Annotated in this window: 22 protein-coding genes and 4 pseudogenes; all 26 read right to left on the bottom strand. The window is 49.2% G+C overall.

Translation table 11 applies throughout. The annotated features are described in order from the left end of the window. Nucleotides 1-42: 42 nt before the first annotated feature. The 26 genes and pseudogenes from rfbC to PspTeo4_RS00650 all read right to left on the bottom strand — a co-directional run bounded on the left by rfbC (nt 43) and on the right by PspTeo4_RS00650 (nt 19,568). Complete coding sequence (gene rfbC / locus PspTeo4_RS00770; RefSeq protein WP_322361922.1) at nt 43-591, bottom strand: dTDP-4-dehydrorhamnose 3,5-epimerase; 549 nt, start codon at nt 589-591, stop codon at nt 43-45. A gap of 10 nt (nt 592-601) precedes the next feature. Next, a complete protein-coding gene (gene rfbA, locus PspTeo4_RS00765) occupies nt 602-1,471 on the bottom strand; it encodes a glucose-1-phosphate thymidylyltransferase RfbA (protein ID WP_322361920.1) in 870 nt (289 codons plus the stop codon). An 8-nt stretch (nt 1,472-1,479) separates the two neighbouring features. Further along, nucleotides 1,480-2,383 (bottom strand): annotated as a pseudogene (gene rfbD, locus PspTeo4_RS00760) (dTDP-4-dehydrorhamnose reductase). After that, nucleotides 2,380-3,479, bottom strand: a pseudogene (rfbB, locus tag PspTeo4_RS00755) (dTDP-glucose 4,6-dehydratase). Before rfbB ends, rfbD begins: the two co-directional pseudogenes overlap by 4 nt. Nucleotides 3,480-3,896: 417 nt before the next feature. After that, nucleotides 3,897-5,889: pseudogene (locus tag PspTeo4_RS00750) on the bottom strand (polysaccharide biosynthesis protein). Between the two features lie 75 nt (nt 5,890-5,964). Beyond that, a complete protein-coding gene (locus PspTeo4_RS00745; RefSeq protein ID WP_322361919.1) occupies nt 5,965-6,981 on the bottom strand; it encodes a glycosyltransferase family 4 protein in 1,017 nt (338 codons plus the stop codon). After that, nucleotides 6,978-7,943, bottom strand: coding sequence for an SDR family oxidoreductase (locus tag PspTeo4_RS00740; RefSeq protein ID WP_322361918.1), 966 nt, complete (start codon nt 7,941-7,943; stop codon nt 6,978-6,980). The genes PspTeo4_RS00745 and PspTeo4_RS00740 overlap by 4 nt, the downstream gene beginning before the upstream one ends. Beyond that, the gene (locus PspTeo4_RS00735; protein WP_322361917.1) at nt 7,837-9,072 is read right to left on the bottom strand and encodes a glycosyltransferase family 4 protein; all 1,236 of its coding nucleotides are present in this window, start codon (nt 9,070-9,072) and stop codon (nt 7,837-7,839) included. The genes PspTeo4_RS00740 and PspTeo4_RS00735 overlap by 107 nt, the downstream gene beginning before the upstream one ends. Before the next feature lie 40 nt (nt 9,073-9,112). Next, a complete protein-coding gene (locus PspTeo4_RS00730; protein WP_322361916.1) occupies nt 9,113-9,427 on the bottom strand; it encodes a glycosyltransferase in 315 nt (104 codons plus the stop codon). Nucleotides 9,428-9,777: 350 nt separating this feature from the next. Next, nucleotides 9,778-10,065 (bottom strand): annotated as a pseudogene (locus tag PspTeo4_RS00725) (glycosyl transferase); the annotation flags it as partial. Between the two features lie 177 nt (nt 10,066-10,242). Beyond that, nucleotides 10,243-10,944: an asparagine synthetase B family protein gene (locus tag PspTeo4_RS00720; protein WP_416196890.1), complete on the bottom strand. Its 702-nt coding sequence runs from the start codon at nt 10,942-10,944 to the stop codon at nt 10,243-10,245. After that, nucleotides 10,845-11,615: an asparagine synthase C-terminal domain-containing protein gene (locus tag PspTeo4_RS00715; RefSeq protein ID WP_322361914.1), complete on the bottom strand. Its 771-nt coding sequence runs from the start codon at nt 11,613-11,615 to the stop codon at nt 10,845-10,847. The genes PspTeo4_RS00720 and PspTeo4_RS00715 overlap by 100 nt, the downstream gene beginning before the upstream one ends. Before the next feature lie 72 nt (nt 11,616-11,687). Further along, nucleotides 11,688-11,795 carry a hypothetical protein gene (locus PspTeo4_RS00710; RefSeq protein WP_322361913.1) on the bottom strand — a complete coding sequence of 36 codons (108 nt, stop codon included), beginning with the start codon at nt 11,793-11,795 and terminating at the stop codon, nt 11,688-11,690. Next, nucleotides 11,756-12,004 carry a hypothetical protein gene (locus PspTeo4_RS00705; protein WP_322361912.1) on the bottom strand — a complete coding sequence of 83 codons (249 nt, stop codon included), beginning with the start codon at nt 12,002-12,004 and terminating at the stop codon, nt 11,756-11,758. Before PspTeo4_RS00705 ends, PspTeo4_RS00710 begins: the two co-directional genes overlap by 40 nt. Before the next feature lie 73 nt (nt 12,005-12,077). After that, entirely contained in the window at nt 12,078-12,908 is an 831-nt protein-coding gene (gene wzy / locus PspTeo4_RS00700; protein WP_322364777.1) for an oligosaccharide repeat unit polymerase, read from the bottom strand. An 11-nt stretch (nt 12,909-12,919) separates the two neighbouring features. Next, entirely contained in the window at nt 12,920-13,297 is a 378-nt protein-coding gene (locus PspTeo4_RS00695; RefSeq protein WP_322361911.1) for a hypothetical protein, read from the bottom strand. Nucleotides 13,298-13,318: 21 nt separating this feature from the next. Beyond that, a complete protein-coding gene (locus PspTeo4_RS00690; protein ID WP_322361910.1) occupies nt 13,319-13,609 on the bottom strand; it encodes a hypothetical protein in 291 nt (96 codons plus the stop codon). 472 nt (nt 13,610-14,081) lie between these two features. Beyond that, nucleotides 14,082-14,462 (bottom strand): hypothetical protein, encoded by a 381-nt coding sequence (locus PspTeo4_RS00685; protein WP_322361909.1) that lies wholly within the window; start codon nt 14,460-14,462, stop codon nt 14,082-14,084. A gap of 22 nt (nt 14,463-14,484) precedes the next feature. Beyond that, on the bottom strand, nt 14,485-14,886 hold the full coding sequence (locus PspTeo4_RS00680; protein WP_322361908.1) for a glycosyltransferase family 2 protein: 402 nt from the start codon (nt 14,884-14,886) through the stop codon (nt 14,485-14,487). Between the two features lie 5 nt (nt 14,887-14,891). Beyond that, nucleotides 14,892-15,797 (bottom strand): lipopolysaccharide biosynthesis protein, encoded by a 906-nt coding sequence (locus tag PspTeo4_RS00675; RefSeq protein WP_322361906.1) that lies wholly within the window; start codon nt 15,795-15,797, stop codon nt 14,892-14,894. Nucleotides 15,798-15,950: 153 nt separating this feature from the next. Continuing rightward, entirely contained in the window at nt 15,951-16,253 is a 303-nt protein-coding gene (locus PspTeo4_RS00670) for a hypothetical protein (protein WP_322361905.1), read from the bottom strand. A 1-nt stretch (nt 16,254) separates the two neighbouring features. Then, entirely contained in the window at nt 16,255-16,467 is a 213-nt protein-coding gene (locus PspTeo4_RS29720) for a GNAT family N-acetyltransferase (protein ID WP_416196935.1), read from the bottom strand. Next, nucleotides 16,433-16,792 (bottom strand): hypothetical protein, encoded by a 360-nt coding sequence (locus tag PspTeo4_RS00665; protein WP_322361904.1) that lies wholly within the window; start codon nt 16,790-16,792, stop codon nt 16,433-16,435. Before PspTeo4_RS00665 ends, PspTeo4_RS29720 begins: the two co-directional genes overlap by 35 nt. Nucleotides 16,793-16,996: 204 nt before the next feature. Continuing rightward, a complete protein-coding gene (locus PspTeo4_RS00660; RefSeq protein ID WP_322361903.1) occupies nt 16,997-17,761 on the bottom strand; it encodes a hypothetical protein in 765 nt (254 codons plus the stop codon). Next, a complete protein-coding gene (locus tag PspTeo4_RS00655) occupies nt 17,758-18,456 on the bottom strand; it encodes a WbqC family protein (protein WP_322361902.1) in 699 nt (232 codons plus the stop codon). Before PspTeo4_RS00655 ends, PspTeo4_RS00660 begins: the two co-directional genes overlap by 4 nt. A 2-nt stretch (nt 18,457-18,458) precedes the next feature. Next, entirely contained in the window at nt 18,459-19,568 is a 1,110-nt protein-coding gene (locus PspTeo4_RS00650; protein ID WP_322361901.1) for a DegT/DnrJ/EryC1/StrS family aminotransferase, read from the bottom strand. Nucleotides 19,569-19,667: the final 99 nt, after the last annotated feature.

Raw genomic sequence — 19,667 nt, 5'->3', positions numbered from 1 at the left:
CTCTCGGGGTAGCCTCGATATCTAAGGGATCCCGAAGACCCCTCACTCAAATAAGTCAGCGTCTACCAGCGCCTTACCAACTTGATCCTTGACAGACAGCGAGGGCACAAAATCTATCGGCCAATCAATAGCAATATCCGGATCATCCCAAGCAATACAGCGCTCACTCTGAACCGAGTAAAAATCTGTTGTCTTGTAGAGAAACTCTGCCGTCTCACTCAGTGTCACAAAGCCGTGGGCGAAACCTGGCGGAATCCACAACTGTTGGTTATTTTGCGCAGACAATACGGTACCCACCCATTTCCCGAAGGTAGGTGAGCTACAGCGGATGTCCACAGCCACATCAAACACCTCGCCCTGCACCACACGCACCAGCTTTCCTTGTGCATGAGGAGGCAACTGATAGTGTAAACCCCGCAGCACACCCTTCACTGATTTTGAATGGTTGTCCTGAACAAAGTCTGGCTGGAGACCAGTAGCTTCGTTGAAGACACGCGCATTGAAACTTTCATAGAAAAAGCCACGCTCATCGCCGAATACTCTAGGAGTAAACAGGACAACTTCAGGGATGGCCAGTGGAATAGCGTGCATCAAAACACCTTCACTTCAGCAAGTTCTTCAAATACTGCCCATAACCGTTTTTCAGCAGCGGCTGCGCAAGATTTTCAAGCTGTTCAGCATTGATCCAGCCAGCGCGGTAGCAGATTTCTTCCGGGCATGCGACTTTAAGCCCCTGACGCCGCTCCATAGTGGCAATGTATTGGCTAGCATCAAGTAGACTGTCGTGAGTACCAGTATCCAGCCATGCATAACCGCGTCCCATGATCTGGACGTGCAGTTGCTGCTGCTGGAGGTACAAGTTGTTAAGATCAGTGATCTCCAGCTCACCACGTGCAGACGGCTTCAACTGTCGGGCCAACTCGACCACTTGGTTGTCGTAAAAATAAAGGCCTGTGACTGCATAGCTAGACTTGGGTAGCTTGGGTTTTTCCTCGATCGACAACACCCGTCCGTGCTCGTCAAACTCCGCCACCCCATAACGCTCTGGGTCTTGGACGTGATACGCGAATACGGATGCCCCTTCCTCTCGCTGGTGCGCATTCATGAGCAACGACTGGAAGTCATGTCCATGAAAAATATTGTCACCCAGCACCAATGCGGACGGAGAGTTTCCAATAAACTCAGCACCGATCGTGAAAGCCTGCGCCAGCCCATCCGGGCTTGGCTGTACCGCGTAGGAGAGGTTGATACCCCACCGGCTTCCATCACCCAGCAGTTGTTCAAAACGCGGGGTGTCCTGCGGTGTCGAAATAATCAGGATGTCTCGAATTCCGGCCAGCAACAGTGTGCTGAGCGGATAGTAGATCATCGGTTTGTCGTACACCGGCAACAACTGCTTCGATACAGACAAAGTCGCAGGGTGCAGACGCGTGCCCGAACCACCAGCCAGAATGAGTCCTTTACGTGCCATAAGAATTCCTAGTGCTGAATTTCGTCCAGCATGCGTTGCACGCCTTGTTGCCAAAGCGGCATCTTGAGGTTGAAGGTTTCTTCGAGTTTAGCCAATGCCAGCCGGGAGTTGCGCGGACGTGGCGCCGGAACGGGATAAGCATCGGTATTAATCGCGCCGACCCGCTCTGCGGAAACCTTGAGGTCAACGCCATTGCGGCTGGCATGCTCCAATACGAACTGGGCATAAGCGTGCCAGGTGGTTTCACCAGCGGCAGCTAGATGGTACGTACCAGCCAAACTACCCGTTTCCTGCCTGCTGAACACCTGCCGCAGTATATGCGCAGTGACATCGGCGATCAGGTCCGCACCGGTCGGAGCGCCAAATTGGTCCGCCACCACGTTCAACGTATCGCGCTCGGCCGCTAGGCGCAGCATGGTCTTGGCGAAATTATGACCGCGCGCAGCATATACCCAACTGGTGCGCAACACCACGGCGGAAGCACCACTGGCTTGAATTGCCAATTCACCGTCAAGCTTGGTGCGACCGTAGACGGACAATGGCCCGGTCGGGGCATCCTCCAACCATTTAGCCTGGCCACTGCCATCGAATACGTAGTCGGTGGAGTAATGGATGAGCCAGGCTCCCAGCCTTGCTGCTTCACGGCCAGCACGCCAGGCGCTTCGGCATTGACCAGTGCCGCCAGCGCCGGCTCACTTTCGGCCTTGTCTACTGCTGTGTAGGCTGCTGCGTTGACGATCACGTCCGGAGCGACCGAGCGTACAGTCGCCGCCAAGCCCCCCAGGTCACTGAGATCACCGCATAAGCCAGCATCACCGCAGCGGTCAAGCGCGATTACCTCGCCCAGGGCGCAAGCGCACGCTGTAGCTCCCAGCCTACTTGCCCGTTCTTGCCCAGCAGGAGAATTTTCAAGCCTTGCCAGCCCCGTATTGTTGCGCGACCCAGTCACGGTAACTGCCATCCATGACCCCTTGACCCACTCCTGGTTAGCCAAGTACCAGGTTACCGTTTTACGAATACCAGACTCGAAGGTTTCGGCAGGCTTCCAGCAGAGCTCACGCTCGATCTTACGAGCGTCGATTGCATAACGGCGGTCGTGGCCTGGACGATCCGCTACGTAAGTGATCAGTTGAGCATAGTGCGCGACTGGCTCGCCGGTGGACTGATTGATCACGCTACGTGTCGTTGGAGGGGCCAGTTCATCCAGCAGGGTGCAGAGGGTGTGCACGATGTCAATATTGGCCTTTTCGTTCCAGCCACCAATGTTGTATGTCTCGCCACAGGTTCCGGCTTCAAGCACGCGGCGGATGCCCGAACAGTGGTCCTCGACGAACAGCCAATCGCGGATCTGCTGACCATCGCCATAGACCGGCAACGCCTTGCCGGCCAGGGCGTTGACGATCATCAGGGGAATCAGCTTTTCCGGGAAGTGGTACGGGCCGTAGTTGTTCGAGCAATTGGTGGTGAGCACCGGCATGCCGTAAGTATGGAAGTAGGAACGCACCAGGTGGTCGCTGGCGGCCTTGCTTGCCGAGTAAGGGCTGTTGGGGGCGTAGGGTGTGGTCTCGGTGAACGCCGGGTCGGTAGGGCTCAGAGTGCCGTATACCTCGTCAGTGGAAACATGCAAGAAGCGGAACGCTTGCTTCTCTGCGCCCCCCAAGCTGTTCCAGTGGCTCCGAGCAGCCTCCAGGAGTCGGAATGTACCCACCACGTTGGTTTCAACGAAGGCTTCGGGGCCGGTGATGGAGCGGTCTACATGAGATTCGGCGGCGAAATGAACTACCGCGCGAGGACGGTGCTCGGCGAATAACTGAGCCAGAAGCGTTGCATCGCAGATGTTGCCTTGGATGAAATGGTGGCGATGGTCGCCTTCCAGCGACTGCAGGTTGGCCAGGTTGCCAGCGTAGGTCAGCGCGTCGAGATTCAGAACGGGTTCGTCGCTGCTAGTGCACCATTGGAGCACGAAATTGGAGCCAATGAACCCCGCACCGCCTGTAACAAAAATCATGATTCATCCTCGATAATCTGAAAAGCTGTTGGATGCACCAACCTAATAGTGGACAGGCGAAACCAATGTAAATGAAAGTTTACAAAGACCTCTGCAGATTTGAAAGCGTATATCACGCTTTTAAGGAAGCCCCAAACAAGCTGCCCAGCAACCATAGGCGCTCCACGAACCTCACATTCAAAGCGCTTACCGGATTCCCGATGCTGTGCTCCCGATTCTCTGAGGAGCTTGCCAGCCACAATGCGACCCGCCGCCAAAGTCGAAAACCCTATCTCCACTCCAAGCCCATCTACGATGGTCTGATGGTGCTGGTCGAGCTAGATATCCAAGTATCCGTGCTCGACCCACTAGTTTCGTATCTATCAACAAACCGTGCAGCTGCGTATAAATTTTCCATCGAGAGTGCAATGGCTTTTTCTATAGGTCAATCCGACGCTGCTGGTAAACCCAATCGACGATTTCACCCTCCGGCGAATAGCCGCTTACAAGCTCTCTCAATAACTGGCGAACGCGTACAAAGTCTTCATCTACAATTGCTGCCGTCAAGGATGATAGGTGCTCCTTAAGCGTATCCCAAGTCACAAAATCCTCACTCGCAGTCATGATCATCGGGTGCTGTGTTGGTGCGACATTATCTCCGATCAAAAGCTCTTCATAGAGCTTCTCGCCCGGCCGCAACCCACTGAACTCAATTGAAATATCACCATAGGGGTTTTTCTCCGATCTAACACTAAGCCCAGAAAGATGAATCATCTTTTCGGCCAACGCTGCGATCTTGACGGGCTCCCCATATCCAACACAAAGACGTCACCACCCAGCCCCATGGACCCGCCTGGATTACCAGCTGAGCTGCCTCGGGAATCGTCATGAAGTAACGGGTGATCTTCGGATGTGTAACAGTAAGCGGCCCACCCGCTTTTATCTGTTTGTGGAACAAAGGAATTACTGAGCCAGAGGAACCCAGGACATTGCCAAAGCGCACCATAGTGAAACGTGTCTTATTGACCCTGGCAACATTTGCTGAGTCCCCAAACAATACAGGCGCGACCTCTTTGCTCAGCGCTTGCAGAACCATTTCCGCCAGACGCTTGGTACTGCCCATTACGTTGGTAGGACGAACAGCTTTATCGGTAGATATCAAAACGAAATTTGCCACATTAGCCTGCAACGCGGCTTGGGCCGTATTCAACGTGCCAATAACGTTATTGAGAACGCCTTCGGCAATATTATGTTCAACCATCGGCACGTGCTTGTAAGCAGCAGCATGGTAGACGGTATCGACCCGCCACATTGTCATGGTATCGAGCAGGTGCTTCTGATTGCGAACAGAGCCCAGGAACGGCACTAAACGCACAGACAGAGACTCGCGATTGATCCTCTGCTCCAGTTCACTGTGAATACTGTAAAGATTGAACTCACTGTGCTCGAACAGCAGCAAGGTTTTGGGCTTGAGCAACAGTATCTGCCTGCAAAGTTCCGAACCTATTGACCCCCCCGCTCCCGTCACCATAACGACTTGACCGGTTATGCAGTGCGCAAGCAGATCACTCTGCGCAGGGACCGCGTCGCGCCCTAGCAAGTCCGCAATGTCGACCTCCTGAATGTCGTCGACTTTTACCCGTCCGCTGGCTAGATCCATCACGCTCGGAACACTACGAACGTGCAGCGGGAAGAGCTCAAGTGCGCCCAACACTTCCCTACGTCGAGCCCGGGAGGCAGAAGGAATCGCCAGCAAGATCTCCTCAGCCCCGGTGAGATCGACCATGCGCTGGATATTTTTACCGCTGAATACCTGTAAACCAGAGATGGCGCGATCGACGAGCGATTCATCGTCGTCGATAAATGCAACCGGCCGCAAAACTCTACCCATGCGAAGTGCTGCCAACAGCTGGTTTCCAGCAGCGCCCGCACCGTAAATGGCCACTCTTGGCAGCCCGTTGTCTCGACTGGTGAAGGGAACATGCTGTTTAGCGGCGTACCAATCACCCAGGAAATACTGGCGCATGAGCAAACGCAGACCACCGATCATCACTAGGCTAAGCCACCAGTAATTGAAGATGATGGACCGCGGAACCACCGTCTTGTGGTTGCTATACCAGTAAACAACCAGGGCAAGAATGAGGGCCGAAAGGGTTACCGCCTTGAAAATCGCGATTAACGCATCAGTACCGAAATAGCGCATGACGGCCCGGTACATGCCAAATCGGATAAAAATCGGAATCGCAACCGCTGACGCAGATGCGAACAGCCACAGATGGCCAACGAGCGGATTGCTCATCTCCTCATAACCAAGACGGACGACGAATGCCAGCCACAGCGCAAGCCACACGAGCAGTACATCTATGACAACCTGCAAAGCGCGCTTGTAGCGACGCGGTAGCGCGACCATTCGCTTTCTCAAACTATCCATAAACCCTCAATTCCTGTTCCCCATCCACTGACTCGATAATTGTTCATCTGCGCCATCTTCAAGGGTTGAAGCAGATCAGCGGATCTCAGCTTGCCCCGCGCGATATTTTAGAGCTAAAAGCACCAAAGGCACGTATGCGATTATCAGGCCCAAGGCGCCGTCCAGTAGCCCCAAGGTTACAACGCACGCCAATGGCAGCAACCAAAGCACATTGATGAACAGTACACCCAATGTGACCGGCAGGTGACGAGCGTACTGACGAGAAGCATACTGATAAGCGTGGCTACGGTGGGCCTCATAGACCTTCTCGCCACGCAGTAAACGCCGCAACAAGGTAGCTGTGGCATCGACGATAAATACCCCCAACAAGATCAGCCAGCCGTAGAAAAGACTTGGCGAGATCCAGGCCGCTTGGAGCGAAAAAACACCCAAGGTAATCCCCAGAAAACCACTGCCCGCATCGCCCATGAAAATTTTTGCAGGCGGGAAGTTCCAGATTAGGAAACCTAATACGGCACATGCCAAAGAAATTGGGAGCACTGCAAGCGCTTGCTGGTTGAGCAGGCTATACAGCAGCGCTCCACCTAAACAAACACTGATCGCCTCGATACTCGCTAGGCCATCGATGCCGTCCATAAAATTGTACAAATTCAGCAGCCAAACCAGATAAAAGAGTGCGAACGCATGGCCCCACCAGCCGACGTCGACCGCATGGCCGAACACCATCACTGCCGGGAGTCCACCCAACCAGTACAGCACCCAAGCTGCGCTAAGAAAATGACCTAGCAACCGCCATCGCGCAGCGACATGCCCATGATCATCTAGAAAGCCCAGCAACGCGATACCTAGCCCCGCCCCCACGAGCGCAAAGGCAGCGTCCGACTGAAGCAGGTCGAAGCCAGAAAGGAATGGAATCGCGAGCAAAAAAACCACGACAATCGCAACACCACCACCTCGTGGGGTCGGTATCGTGTGAGAGCTTCGAGCATTGGGCACATCGATAATGCTGCGAGCCAAGGCATAGCGCCGCAATGCTCCTGTCATTAACCAACTAAGAACAACGACTAAAGGCAGAATGGTCCAAGCGATCATGCTTTCAAATGTTCCAGATAGTGATTGGCCGTTTGGCGCAAGGCTTGATCGACTGCCACCGGCGGTGTCCAGTCAAGCAGCTCTTTGGTTTTTGTAATATCGACTTGTAACGATCCACAAAGTCGATCTGCCACTGCTGCTCGCCCGAGCATCCTCGCTCCCGCCCTTAACAGCAGCGTAGGGATAGGAATCAATATGGCGTTACGCCCGAGCGCAGCGGCCATTCTACCCATAAGTTGCGGCGTGGATAGGTCGACACCGTCGCTAACCAAAAATACCTGATTCACCGCACGTGGGTGATTGATGCACACGCTTATCAGATCGACCAGATTATCCAACGCCACCAGGCTGCGCTTGTTGCGGATCGCTCCTAGCGGTAGCGGTACACCTTTATGCAACCACCGCATCATCGCTCTAAAATTTGCTTTTACACCTGGTCCGTAGACAAGTACTGGACGGATGATGCTCACCTCCATCCCTGTTTCTACAGCCAACGCTAGTAGAGCTTGCTCAGCTTCAAGCTTGGACACCCCATAAGGATCGACAGGCATGGGGGTTTCGTCCGCAGTGTACGGCCCGCGACCATCAGTGCCTTCACCATTTACCTTGATCGAGCTGAGAAACACGAACCGTTTTACGCCCGCGGCAGCTGCTCTTCGAGCGAGCTTCAGCGTGTCTTGAACATTGACTTTGCGAAATTCATTTATAGGGTGTGCCGAGGCGTCGTTCATAATATGAACCCGGGCAGCGCAATGAACAATCGTTTGAATACCATCGAGTGATGGCTGATTGTCATCCTCAGCCAACTCGCCCATGAGTAAAGCCTCTACATGAGGAGGCAGAACTGCATTCAATTTACGCACCCCTGCGATCACCTGAACGCCAGGTTCCTGCTGCAGACGCCGTACAACATGAGTGCCCACGAATCCCGTGGCACCCGTCACTAGTATTCTGCGAGGCATTAAACGTCGCTCTCCAAAGTGCGATAAATCTCAAGATGCTGAGCGACGATACCTTCGATCGCGAAGGCACGCTCTGCCAAAGCCCTGCCTGCTCTGCCCATCTCCACTCGCAGTTGAGGCTCATCGACCAATCGTCTGATGGCATCCGCCAGGAGGGCACATTTCGCACCGGTACCAGAAGACCGGAAACTCCCGGTTCGACCGCATCTCTACAACCTGGTACATCGGTCGTGACTACCGCTCGTCCACAGGCTGCGGCCTCGACCAGAACCTTTGGTAGACCCTCTCGGTATGATGGCAATACAACAATATGTGAATGACGGAAGACTGAAGCCATGTCGGATTGATAACCCAGACACTGCACCACACCCTCCCGAGTCCAGGCCTCCAACTGATCTGCGTCGATACTGGTTGGATTGCCAGGGTCAGGATCGCCAACCAACTGGAAGTTTGCAATTAGACCTTGTAGCTTTAAATAGCGTGCGGCTTCGACAAACTCAATTACGCCTTTATCCCGCAACAAGCGCGCCGCAAGTGTCACAACAGGTACACCGACGGGTTCAGGATAGGCTTGATAATCATTAAGGTTGACGCCAGAACCCCGAATGATGACACTCTTTTCTTCGGTGACCGCACCAATCACTTCAAGCGCTTTTTTATCATCAGGATTCTGAAACACCACCCTCAGATTCTTCTTGCCCAGTGCGAGCCTATACAGAATTGAAATAACCCGACGAAGAGCGGCCGCTTTAGTCCCGTTCGCCATAAACACAAAACCAAGACCAGAGATTGCTGCGAGTACGCCCTTCACCGGGGCCAAACGAGCAGCGATCCCGCCATAAAGCACAGGCTTGATAGTTACCAAGTGAAGTACGCTAGGTCGAATCCGCCAACACAAACGCCACAGAGAAATAACTGACTTCAACTCTCTGAATGGGTTTTTTCCACTTCGGGATAAAGGTAACTCATGGTGATAAAACCCCCTGCCGCGAATGTCCGCCACCGACGCACCTGATTGAGTGGCGATGTGAACCTCATATCCTTCGTCTTGGGCCGCGGTCGCAACAGGCAAGCGGTGAGACATAAAAAAAGCAGGATCATTAACCACAATCAATAAAACTGACTTCATGCTAATCCTGTCATAATTATATTTACAATAAAAAAGCTTCTTAAGATTCTTTCACTAACGTATCGTACAGCGCAGTAAAGCGAGCTGATGCCCTCTCCATTGAGTACCGCTCAATCACCCTAGATCTAGCCTTAATTCCTAGTGAATAGCGCTCGCTCGCTGGAAGATTGATCATATTTTGTAGACCAATCGATAATGCTACTGCATCATTAGGAGGAACTAGAAAACCCGTCTCATCAAGGAGTAAACGCGCATCCCCAACATCCGTTGAAACGCATGGGACACCAACCGCCATCGCCTCACCGAGTACGTTTGGAAACCCTTCTGTTCGCGAATGAAGGCAGAAAATATCCATCGCTCCCAAGCAAACCGCAACATCTTGACGCTCCCCATCAACAGGTAGCGGTTCTCATAACCCGTTCTGCGTATTTGATTCATGAGTTCATCATTATCACGATCAAGTCCACGCCCCACCATTAGAAATCGCAGAGATTGATTGCTCTTTGCAAGCAAAGCAGTGGCAGAGACAAAGTTGGCCTGGTCCTTCACCGCATTAAAACGCCCCAAACTACCAATGACTAGTTGCAAATCAGTAAGCCCACATGCCTCCCGCATACTACGCCGCTGATCTTCGGTCACATTCAATCGAGAAAGCTCAAAGCCGTTAGGCACTACGATCATCTTCTCTATGTCGTAACCGACCGCAGCATGAGCTTTCTTTGAGGCTTCAGCAGCACAGACGATACGAGCTGGTATCGATCTAGATAACCTTGCACAAATCTGTCGAATCAGACGCGTTGATCTCTTCCCTCCCTGTTCGAGATCCGTAGTCCTAATACCCCAGATCACATTCCGAACACCCGCAATACGTGCAGCCACCCCACCCAACAAATCAGCATGGTACATCCACGTCTGAACAATATCAGGAGAGGTTGACTGAATCTTTTTGTATAATCGGTACAGCGCCATAGGTAACCCAAGCAGCCCATTCACTCCAACAGTCGTGACTTCTAATCCGAGCTCCTCCAGCTGCGGCCCTATGGTACCCTTTGCCGGTCAGAGAAATTACCGAATGGTCGCAGCCTGGAACATTCTTTTGATGTTCTAGAAGGCGTTTGAGCATAAGCTCCGCGCCTCCTACATTCAAACCTGAAATTATGTGTAGGACCTTCACTGCGACTGCTCCTGTAGCCAAGCCTGAAACATCAGAATACTCCAAAGTTTCCGAGACCTATCACCCCTTCCTTCGAGATGCTGTTTCCATATCAATCTTATTGGCTCAGGCTTGAAATAGCCTTGCTCCTCTATAAGTCGCGCACCTAGTAATCCTTCAGCCCACTCTCGTAACGGCCCCCTCAACCATTCGCCCAATGGTATTGAGAAGCCCTTTTTTGGTCGTTCGATGAGTGTTTTTGGAACATGCCTATAAAGAACTTCACGCAATATCCATTTGCCAGTCCCACTGCGAATCTTCATATTTAGCGGTAGTGCCCATGCAAACTCCATGACACGATGATCAAGTAGTGGAATGCGGGTTTCTAGACTATTCGCCATCGCAGCACGATCGACTTTCACAAGAATATCATCAGCCATGTATGTTTGCGCGTCCATGGCCATCATCCAGTGCTCAAACCCATCAACCGCAGGCCAGAGAGAAGGGGTATTCAGTAATGACTCCGACTTAACATAGTTACTTAATAGCTGACCAGGGTCCAACCAATGACTCATCAGACTGTCATAGAACTGCTCCCGAGTCCGCGCACCGCTCAAACTTAGGAGTTTTTGGAGTTTCGACCCGTCTGGAGAGTACTGAGCGAGGCCCGGTATAATTTTTCGAAAACCGATCGGGATTTTTGACAACTTAGACCACACTCTAGAGCAAACTGATATGTATTATAGCCACCAAACAATTCATCCCCACCATCACCACTAAGGGCAACAGTGACTAGCTCGCTTGCCATCTGGCTAACCAAAAATGTTGGAATCTGCGAACTATCCGCAAAAGGCTCACAATAAATCCCCGCCAACTTAGGAATAATTGAAAGCGCATCTTTAGCCCCAACATACAGCTCTGTATGATCTGTACCTAAGTGCCTTGCAACCTCACCAGCATGAATTGCCTCATCAAACCCCGCCTCAGTGAATCCTATGGTGAAGGTCTTAATCGGCCGCGCACTTTGTTTTTGCATCAAGGCTACAACTGTACTGCTATCTACACCGCCACTGAGAAACGCACCAAGCGGAACATCGGCCAGCATTTGATCGGCAATACTGCTTTCCAAGCGCAACTGCAATTCGTCAATAGCTTCTCTATCGCTACCACTAAATACAGCGCGACCAGCTGATTCTGCTGCCTGCTTTAGACTCCAATAGGCGTACTCATTAACCACCTTTCCATCAGAGCCAAATGTAATCACCGCACCTGGACTGAGCTTAAAAAAATTCTTATAAATACAATAAGGCGCTGGAATGTAGTTGTACTTCAACAACAACGACAAGGCCTCTTTATCTACTACCCCAGCAAACCCTGGGTAGCATTTCAAAGCTTTCAGCTCAGAGCCAAATATTAGATTCCCTTCCTGCCACCCCCAGTATAAAGGCTTTCTCCCTGCCGATCACGCGCTAACGTAAGTAATTTTTTCATTATCCCAGAGCGCGATAGCGAACATACCCACTGTGGCTTTCAATGTCGCATCAAGACCCCAGCTTTCGATGCAGGCCAACAACGTTTCTGTATCGGAGTGACCCGCCAATCAAAAGCGAAGCCTTCTTTTTCCAACTTATTGCGCAAAGCTAAGTGATTATATATCTCACCATTAAAAACTAATGTAAAACGGCCACGCACCGAGTGCATGGGCTGGTGCCCCGCCGAACTTAAATCAACAATTGCAAGTCGTCGATGAGAGAAGCCAACCCGGCCAACTCCATCCATCCAAGTACCTAGATCGTCAGGGCCACGATGGTAGATAGCGTTCCCCATTGACTCCAGCACTCCAAGCGGATTATCAATAGATCTCGCGGACAAAAGAAACCCAGAAAATCCACACATCAGAGTCACCCTCTAAAACATTTCGTCGATGCAAAGTAAAACGAGCACGAACAGAGACAATTAACACCAAAGCATATAAGCCTAAATTGAAAAACGCCCCCATCCACCCGTGATATAGATAAACCAAGGAAAAACACGCCACCAACATTAAATACTGGCGCCCAGCATGTTTATACAAAAAATAATATATCAAAATAAGCAGCAAGAGCAGATACAAAACAAAAATAACCGCCCGCTCTTGTAAAATAACAGCCCAGCCTGCTAGCCCTGGATTTGTATTCCAATATGCATCTTGGTACCCGAAAACACCCTCAACCAGAAATGAATTAAGCCTTAAATAATCAGCAGAAAAAACCTTGTAGGCAACCATCTGCGGCAACCCATCGGCCCAATATGGTATAAAAACCCCTTGAAGGTAAGAGGACAACAATGCTGATGAGTTCTCCAAAATAATAGCAACGTGACCTACATGCTGAAAACGATTCATAATGTATCGCACTGCCGCAAAGTAACTATCAACATCTATCGATGACAAGCCAAATACAAAATCACTTACACTCTTTCCGCTACGCATAGCCCATTTTGCATCGATAACAACAGGAAGCAATGCCAGTACAACCATCAAACACAAGAGCAAGCGACCAAATCTACGCAAGGAAATCCGAAGTGGATAAGTTCTACACAAAATCAGGACAACAACCAAAAACAACCCGCCCATCCAACCACGCAGAAACATCGACACAAGAAACACGAAGCAATTTAACCAAAACCAGGAACTTGATCTCAAACCAAGCCCAATTAGTAAAAATAAAATATCAGGCTGCAGCAAAAAAAAATGTAACCTAATGCACCACCGTGCGACTCGACGCCTGCGACGTTAACACCGGCTACTTGATTGTAAGCCACAAATGATACTTGGGTAATAAATAAAAACCAAGCACTCCCACTGCCCAACTTAAGGTCTACTATTGGAGATCTCAAAAAAAACCTGTAAAGCAACCACAAAAAAATCATAAATAGCAGTTGAATGAGAAACGACCACACCAAAGCTTCAGCAGGTAGTTCAAAAAATCTTCCCTCAAGCAACATCCCGCCATCATTAATTCCGAAAACCAACGAAACAAAGTTAGCAGTCAGATACAACGAAACGAGAATACCAAAAGGCGAAACGATCATTTCAAGACTCCATTCACGAAATCAATCGCTAATATTATCTATTGAAATGACCTTGGCAGGCACACCTGCAACTGTCGCTCCACCCGGTACATCCTTAACAACAACACTATTTGCGCCAATTTTCACGAAATCTCCAACCCTGACCCCACCTAGCACTTTCGCACCTGTTCCAACGATAACGTTATCACCCAGCAGCGGCTGCTTATTATCTTGCACCTCTGTATCTTTATTCCCAAAAGTAACACCATTGAAAATCTTACAATTCTCACCAATAACAACCTCGCTACCAATTACAATATCGTGCCCATGCATAATTACCAAACCTGGACCTATGCGAGATCGAAGTGAAATATCGCTCGCATAAACCACTCGAATTAAATACTCGATCAATATTCGCAGCCCCCTCCCACCAAAGGGGCTTTCGACACCCAAACGCCAAACCTATAGAGCAGGACCATATGGAATGAATGGCTAACTAAGAACATTTTTATCGAACAAATCAAACCGCCATTATTAGAAAACGCGAAAGATCGCGGCGAATATTTGAAAAGCATGTCATTTTGAATACCTTAACTGCCTAATAACTTTAACACCCCTACAAAACTTTACCACTGAGCACATATGAAACGTATAAATGTAAACCTTGAAGAAATCCCACCAGGTTTTTCGACGATTCTTTAAATCGGCCATGAGATACGTCAGTACCGCTGCATTTATATTAGCTTTGTATTGGGGGTATTTTTTGGCGAAAAATAGAAACGTCTTACATAGCAATAAACGGGTTTTACTCCCCAGACGAGACTCCTACACCAGCACGGTAAACACCTAGCGGCTCATCACAGGCAAAGCAGCCAACCCCGTCACCGACTTGCTCGACGTTAGCAAAATAGTCCAAAGTCTCAAAATCGGCAACTTCATAATGCCTTACCGCACGCCGATACATTTTTGAGCTATTAGCCCCTACTGCAATATATTGCAAGATAGCAGCGCGATCGAATTCCATATCATAAAGATACTCTCCTTTAGCATAATTTTCCGAAGACGACGGACTACCTGCACCTATCCGCCCATCGGGGAACTCAACAAGCATTTTATGCCACACAATATTACAGCGTACATTTTGATCTAAATAGTCAGCCTGCCTCTGAAACTTACCGGCAAACAATAGTCATCTCCATCAATATGCGCTATATATTCACCTTGAGCTTGATCATGCACAAAGACAAAATTAGCCCCAGCACCCAGATTTTTTTGTGCAGGAATGGCTTAATTAAATCCGGATATTGTCTGGAGAACTCTGAAATAATTTCTGGGGTACGGTCAGATGAAGCATCATCACTAACCAACACCTCAAAATCAAAGCTAACCTCTTGATCCACAATACTTTGCAAACATTGAGCAATGTATCGTTCCTGATTGTACGTTACGATACATACAGATACTTTCAACGGTCCGCGCATATCACCCCTTTTCAAGCTGGCTCGAAGAGACTGGTAGTTCGCTGAAAAGCCAAATGATACAATCAGCGCAACTATACCGACACCCGCTATTTGCGATAGCGCCACCCATCTCACACTGGAGAAGTCCATGAAACTTACCACCCCCAAACAACTATTACGGTAGGGAGCAACGTTTTCATACAATCAAGCCCTAGCCACCGCCACTGCAGTCCTGGCTCCAGTCTATAATGCGTATAGGTCACCCAAACAAAGAAGAATAACGCATTAACCAGCAACCAAGCCCACCCTGCCCCAACGCCACCAAAGTTAGAGGCGGAAAAGACTATTGCAGGAATCAAAACACCGACAGTGATCACACTACCAACGAGGTGATATTTTAAATTTCCTTTTGCGTACTGCAAATAGTAGGGGAAGGCCGCCAACGCCAACAAGCCGTTACCCCAAGCATATAGTGTCAGGATAGGGGCGGCTGTGCTCGCGAGTTCTAAATCTCCAGTCCAGACTATCAATAAGGGCTTAGCGCACATTGCCAAAACTATCGTAACTGCACCGATTATCATTGCTATAAATCTTGTGCTTCTACGGTATAGCTCGATCAATTCTTTAGGTTTGTTTTCAGCATAGAGTCTCGCCATTCGCGGCAGCAATGCGTTGCTGACTGGCCCGCTGAGAACCATAATCCCGCTTGCCACCAGCACAGCCAAGGTGAAATGACCATATTCCGCTAGTGGCAAAATCCCTGAAAGCACCAATTTGTCGGACTGCGTGACAAGTACCCACACTGAGGAAGTGAACGCGATACTTAAAGAAAATTTAAGCAAGGGCTTAACTGGAGTGACCGACCAGCCCACACTATTTGCATCATCCCCAAGCGCGGGCAGTAAGTGTCGTGCCATAATTAAAAGACCGAGATACTCGATAGCCGCGACAACCAACTGATGGACAAAAAACACCTTCGCTGTATATCCATATAAATACATCGAAGCAAAAACAGCGAGAAAACGGAGGAGGCGACAAACACATTGAACAGACTGAGCCATACCAATCGCTCATTACCGTTAATTACCCCCGATATAATCCACCCATCCAGCGCAGCGCCACACAGACGGCCATAATTTGAACAGAAAAAATCACTTCTTCCTGTGCTAGTAACTTAAAATTAAGCCACTGACTGGCTATAGTTTTTGCCATTACTAGCAGCCCTCCCCACCCAGGATAGCCATCACAAAGAAGATAGCCCCCAAAGCGCGAAATAAACGTCTGTACTCAACAGCACTCATTCTTCCAGCTCTGAATCTAGCCGTCTCGCGCCCTATCGTCGGAGTTAATCCCAAATCGAGCAGAGCAAACCATGCCTGAAGCATCGTAAAAAATCCTATGAGCCCATAGGATTCAGCACCCATATATTTTATATATATGGGCAAGATTAGCACACCAATAAGCGCCACATAAATCTGGCTGAAATAATTGGCGACAATGTTTTTCTTCAACGACACTTTAAGTATCCAATTTACCGAAAGAACGATAGTCATCGGCCAAAATTGACATTTGAGTCATATTACAATACTCACCATTTTTAAACACAGCTTGCCGTAGGGTACCCTCAACTTTAAACCCAACTTTTTTGTACAATGACAACGCACGGGCGTTGTTTTCCAAAACTGTCAAATAAACTCTATTCAGGTTCAAATCCATAAAAGCGTGACGCAACGCCTCTTGGGTAGCAAACAATCCTGCGCCTTGCCCTTGAGAGCTTTTTCGCCGATCCAGATTGCAAGCTCACTGCTTCTGAAACCCAATCTATTGATAAAAGATAGACCGCCCCAATCAAGATATCATTCGCCACCTCACAGATCGCCAGCCTGACCGCGCTACCTCGATTCGCATGGTAATTTGCCAACCAGCTTTCATCTACCTTTTGCGAAACAAAACGAAAAGGCGAACCTAACCAGTCGATTACTTCTCGGTCATTTCGCCACTTGTTGAGAGAAACTAAATCACTGTGACAAAGTTCGCGAACGTAGAATTTAATCAATTTCTAGGCCTCTAACTATTACACTTGCTATCGCATTCATCTCTTCACGCCCGTACCTCTGATCACAAGGGAGGGGTAGAAGAAGGCTGCTCAAAACAAACTCTCTGGAAGCGGGCACACACCGCGACTGACATTCGGCCCAATACACTGGACTGTAGATCCTTTCAGAGATTAACTCTTTTCGGAGCGTACTATTAGCACAGTTCAAAAAGGATAACAGAGCGGACCTCTGAGGGAAGACACGTCAAAGTCCAATTGATTAAACGACTTTAACTGCTCATGTAGTGCCATAAAATTTCTGTTCCGCTGTTCAATTACTGTATCCGCATCAGCATTGAACAGTAGCTTTTTCGACAGCGACGACATTTCGCTCGAGTCAACAACTTCTAACGCTCGCTCTGCTGACTGATAGTCGGAGTATCCTGATTCAGCGGAATCAGCAAAGCGCTTGAGCAGGTGCAATGTACGCTCATAGGAACTTGAACCACTGCTACTGCAATGATCAACACTTAATCTTGATATCAAAACCCCACCATCCGGAACACCAAAAAATTTCCTCGGTGAGTAAATTGTTGCTAGGCAGTCTTTAGGTGGGCAGAAATATGCTTGGGCATGGTCGAGCAGTACTCGGTCAGATCCAAATCGACGTATTATTGCATCACATTGCGCGTCGCAAATCCCAAAGTAATTTACATATACCAACCACTCACCTTCGCTCAGTTGGATATCGTCTTCAACCAAAAAATCCTCAGTAATAGAGTAGAACGAATATTCAATACCAGAAGCTATCAGAACATTCAAAAATGCGTCACAGTTAAAATATGGCAACCAAACTTTACTGGGCTTACCTTTTTGCAGTAAAGCATGGAAGCATGCACGGGCGGACTGAAAGTACATAGCTCCCTGATAGCGCACTCGTTCTAAGCCTGGCAACTCCAGCCCAAAATAACCACCTATTGCCTTATTCACTCAGATCGCTCCTGGGCAATCAGTGCTACGCACTCTTCAAAGCTATTGAACATCATCATATCTATGATCGACAGCCCCGCCTCAAAATTTTTGCCGAACTGTTCATAACTTACTAGAGCCGGCCGACTGAATCGTAACTCAACACCAGCCTTGGCAAAACTAAGTTGATCATATAGTGCCTTGCCGCCAGGAAGATTTATATAGGTCGACGCACCTTCAAGCTTACAAATATCTATGACACGCTCAGCACCTGACAGCAAACTATTTCCATATTTCTCTGAGCTATCGGTGAACACATTAGAATAGCCTAGCCGCTCTGATACTTTAATCACACTTCGCTTTGCAAGTACGGCTATCTGTTCAGATTCAGTATCAAAAACATCTTTAATCAGATCAAAACAAAAGTGGAAGTTCGGCGCCTTGGAATACGACTGACGAATACTTTCTAGAACCTTTCGCTCCCATACTTTTCTGGGCTGAACTCTGATCTGATTGATTTTTAGATTAGGGCTGGCGCCTTGTAATGGAACCGTGAAGTAATTTACTTCTCCTGATAAAATCAGGCGATTGCGGTTAATCCACCCACCCTTGATGAAATTGACATCATCATAAAAAACGAAATGATCCACTTGCTCAAGCAGATTAAAATAGCCCGCATACGGAAACAAATAAGGCTGCATAATCGCCAGCTTCACTATCAGACCGCCTTAATAATAGAAATAATTTCCTGCACAGAAGAATCCTCCAGCATCGGATAAATTGGAAGACAGAGTACTTTTTCAGAAATTTTAGCGGCAACCGGGAGGTTCTCCCTATGTGCTGACTTCATGCCGCGGTACATCGGGAAATCACTTATTAGCGGATAGAAATAACGGCGTGAGAATATATTATTTGCCTTGAGCTTTTCATAAAGCTCATCGCGCCCCAACGGATAGTCAGACTCTACTAGCAGCGGAAAGTAAGAGTGGTTTGCAACCCGCTGCCCTGCATCTTCAACCAACCTTATGCCAGTCACCCCAGCTAGCCCTTGACGATACTGCAGGTCTATGGACCTACGACGGTGCATAGCAGTATCGATGTGCTGCAATTGGAGCAAACCAAACGCCGCATTGATCTCGCTCATTTTTCCGTTGATGCCAGGTGCAACCACTGTAACTTCGTCAACAAACCCAAAGTTCTTCAACTGATCAATACGCTTCTTGGTCTTGGCGTCGGGGCAAATGATTGCGCCACCTTCAAACGTGTTGAATACCTTGGTAGCGTGGAAGCTCAAGACACTCAAATCGCCATGACGCAATATACTGCCGCCTGCGTCCTCTACACCAAACGCATGCGCAGCGTCGTAGATCACACGTAGATTGTAGTTGTCGGCAATTTTCTGGATTGCCTGCACATCACAAGGATTGCCATAACAGTGCACAGGCATGATAGCTGTGGTCTGGGGCGTGATGGCTGCTTCGATTTTTTCTGGGTCCAGATTCAGTGTGCGCGGATCAATATCAGCGAAAACTGGCTTTATACCGTTCCACAACAAGGAATGCGCAGTGGCCACAAACGAATATGGCGTAGTAATGACTTCGCCTGTCACACGCAGGGCCTGGAGTGCAGTCAGTAGCGCAATGGTCCCGTTATTGAACAACGCGACATGCTCAACACCAAGATACTCACAGAGCGCTTGCTCCAACTGCTGGTGCATTGGCCCGCCGTTGGTGAGTATCTTGTTATCCCAAATTTTCTCCAGGTAAGGAACAAAATCTTCCAACGCTGGTAGAAATGGCTGGGTGACGTAAACTGGTTTTTCGCTCATTGCTATTCCTCGGTCAGCGACAACACGTGCTGACCGTAAAGGTTGTCCATGCCCTCGTGAGCGCTACGCTCAATGTTCCGGACCACTGTCGATCCAGTT

It is taken from the genome of Pseudomonas sp. Teo4, assembly GCF_034387475.1.
Lineage (GTDB): Bacteria > Pseudomonadota > Gammaproteobacteria > Pseudomonadales > Pseudomonadaceae > Aquipseudomonas.
The sequence above is the reverse complement of the archived record's forward strand: the minus strand, read 5'-3'. Positions and strand labels throughout refer to the sequence as shown.

What these genes read in the sequence shown, in the direction of transcription:
- rfbC (WP_322361922.1), bottom strand. Translation starts at nt 591, where the DNA reads ATGCACGCTATTCCACTGGCCATCCCTGAAGTTGTCCTGTTTACTCCT.
- rfbA (WP_322361920.1), bottom strand. Translation starts at nt 1,471, where the DNA reads ATGGCACGTAAAGGACTCATTCTGGCTGGTGGTTCGGGCACGCGTCTG.
- PspTeo4_RS00745 (WP_322361919.1), bottom strand. Translation starts at nt 6,981, where the DNA reads ATGATCGCTTGGACCATTCTGCCTTTAGTCGTTGTTCTTAGTTGGTTA.
- PspTeo4_RS00740 (WP_322361918.1), bottom strand. Translation starts at nt 7,943, where the DNA reads ATGCCTCGCAGAATACTAGTGACGGGTGCCACGGGATTCGTGGGCACT.
- PspTeo4_RS00735 (WP_322361917.1), bottom strand. Translation starts at nt 9,072, where the DNA reads ATGAAGTCAGTTTTATTGATTGTGGTTAATGATCCTGCTTTTTTTATG.
- PspTeo4_RS00730 (WP_322361916.1), bottom strand. Translation starts at nt 9,427, where the DNA reads ATGGATATTTTCTGCCTTCATTCGCGAACAGAAGGGTTTCCAAACGTA.
- PspTeo4_RS00705 (WP_322361912.1), bottom strand. Translation starts at nt 12,004, where the DNA reads ATGGATGGAGTTGGCCGGGTTGGCTTCTCTCATCGACGACTTGCAATT.
- PspTeo4_RS00695 (WP_322361911.1), bottom strand. Translation starts at nt 13,297, where the DNA reads ATGATCGTTTCGCCTTTTGGTATTCTCGTTTCGTTGTATCTGACTGCT.
- PspTeo4_RS00690 (WP_322361910.1), bottom strand. Translation starts at nt 13,609, where the DNA reads ATGCATGGGCACGATATTGTAATTGGTAGCGAGGTTGTTATTGGTGAG.
- PspTeo4_RS00680 (WP_322361908.1), bottom strand. Translation starts at nt 14,886, where the DNA reads ATGGACTTCTCCAGTGTGAGATGGGTGGCGCTATCGCAAATAGCGGGT.
- PspTeo4_RS00675 (WP_322361906.1), bottom strand. Translation starts at nt 15,797, where the DNA reads ATGGCTCAGTCTGTTCAATGTGTTTGTCGCCTCCTCCGTTTTCTCGCT.
- PspTeo4_RS00650 (WP_322361901.1), bottom strand. Translation starts at nt 19,568, where the DNA reads ATGAGCGAAAAACCAGTTTACGTCACCCAGCCATTTCTACCAGCGTTG.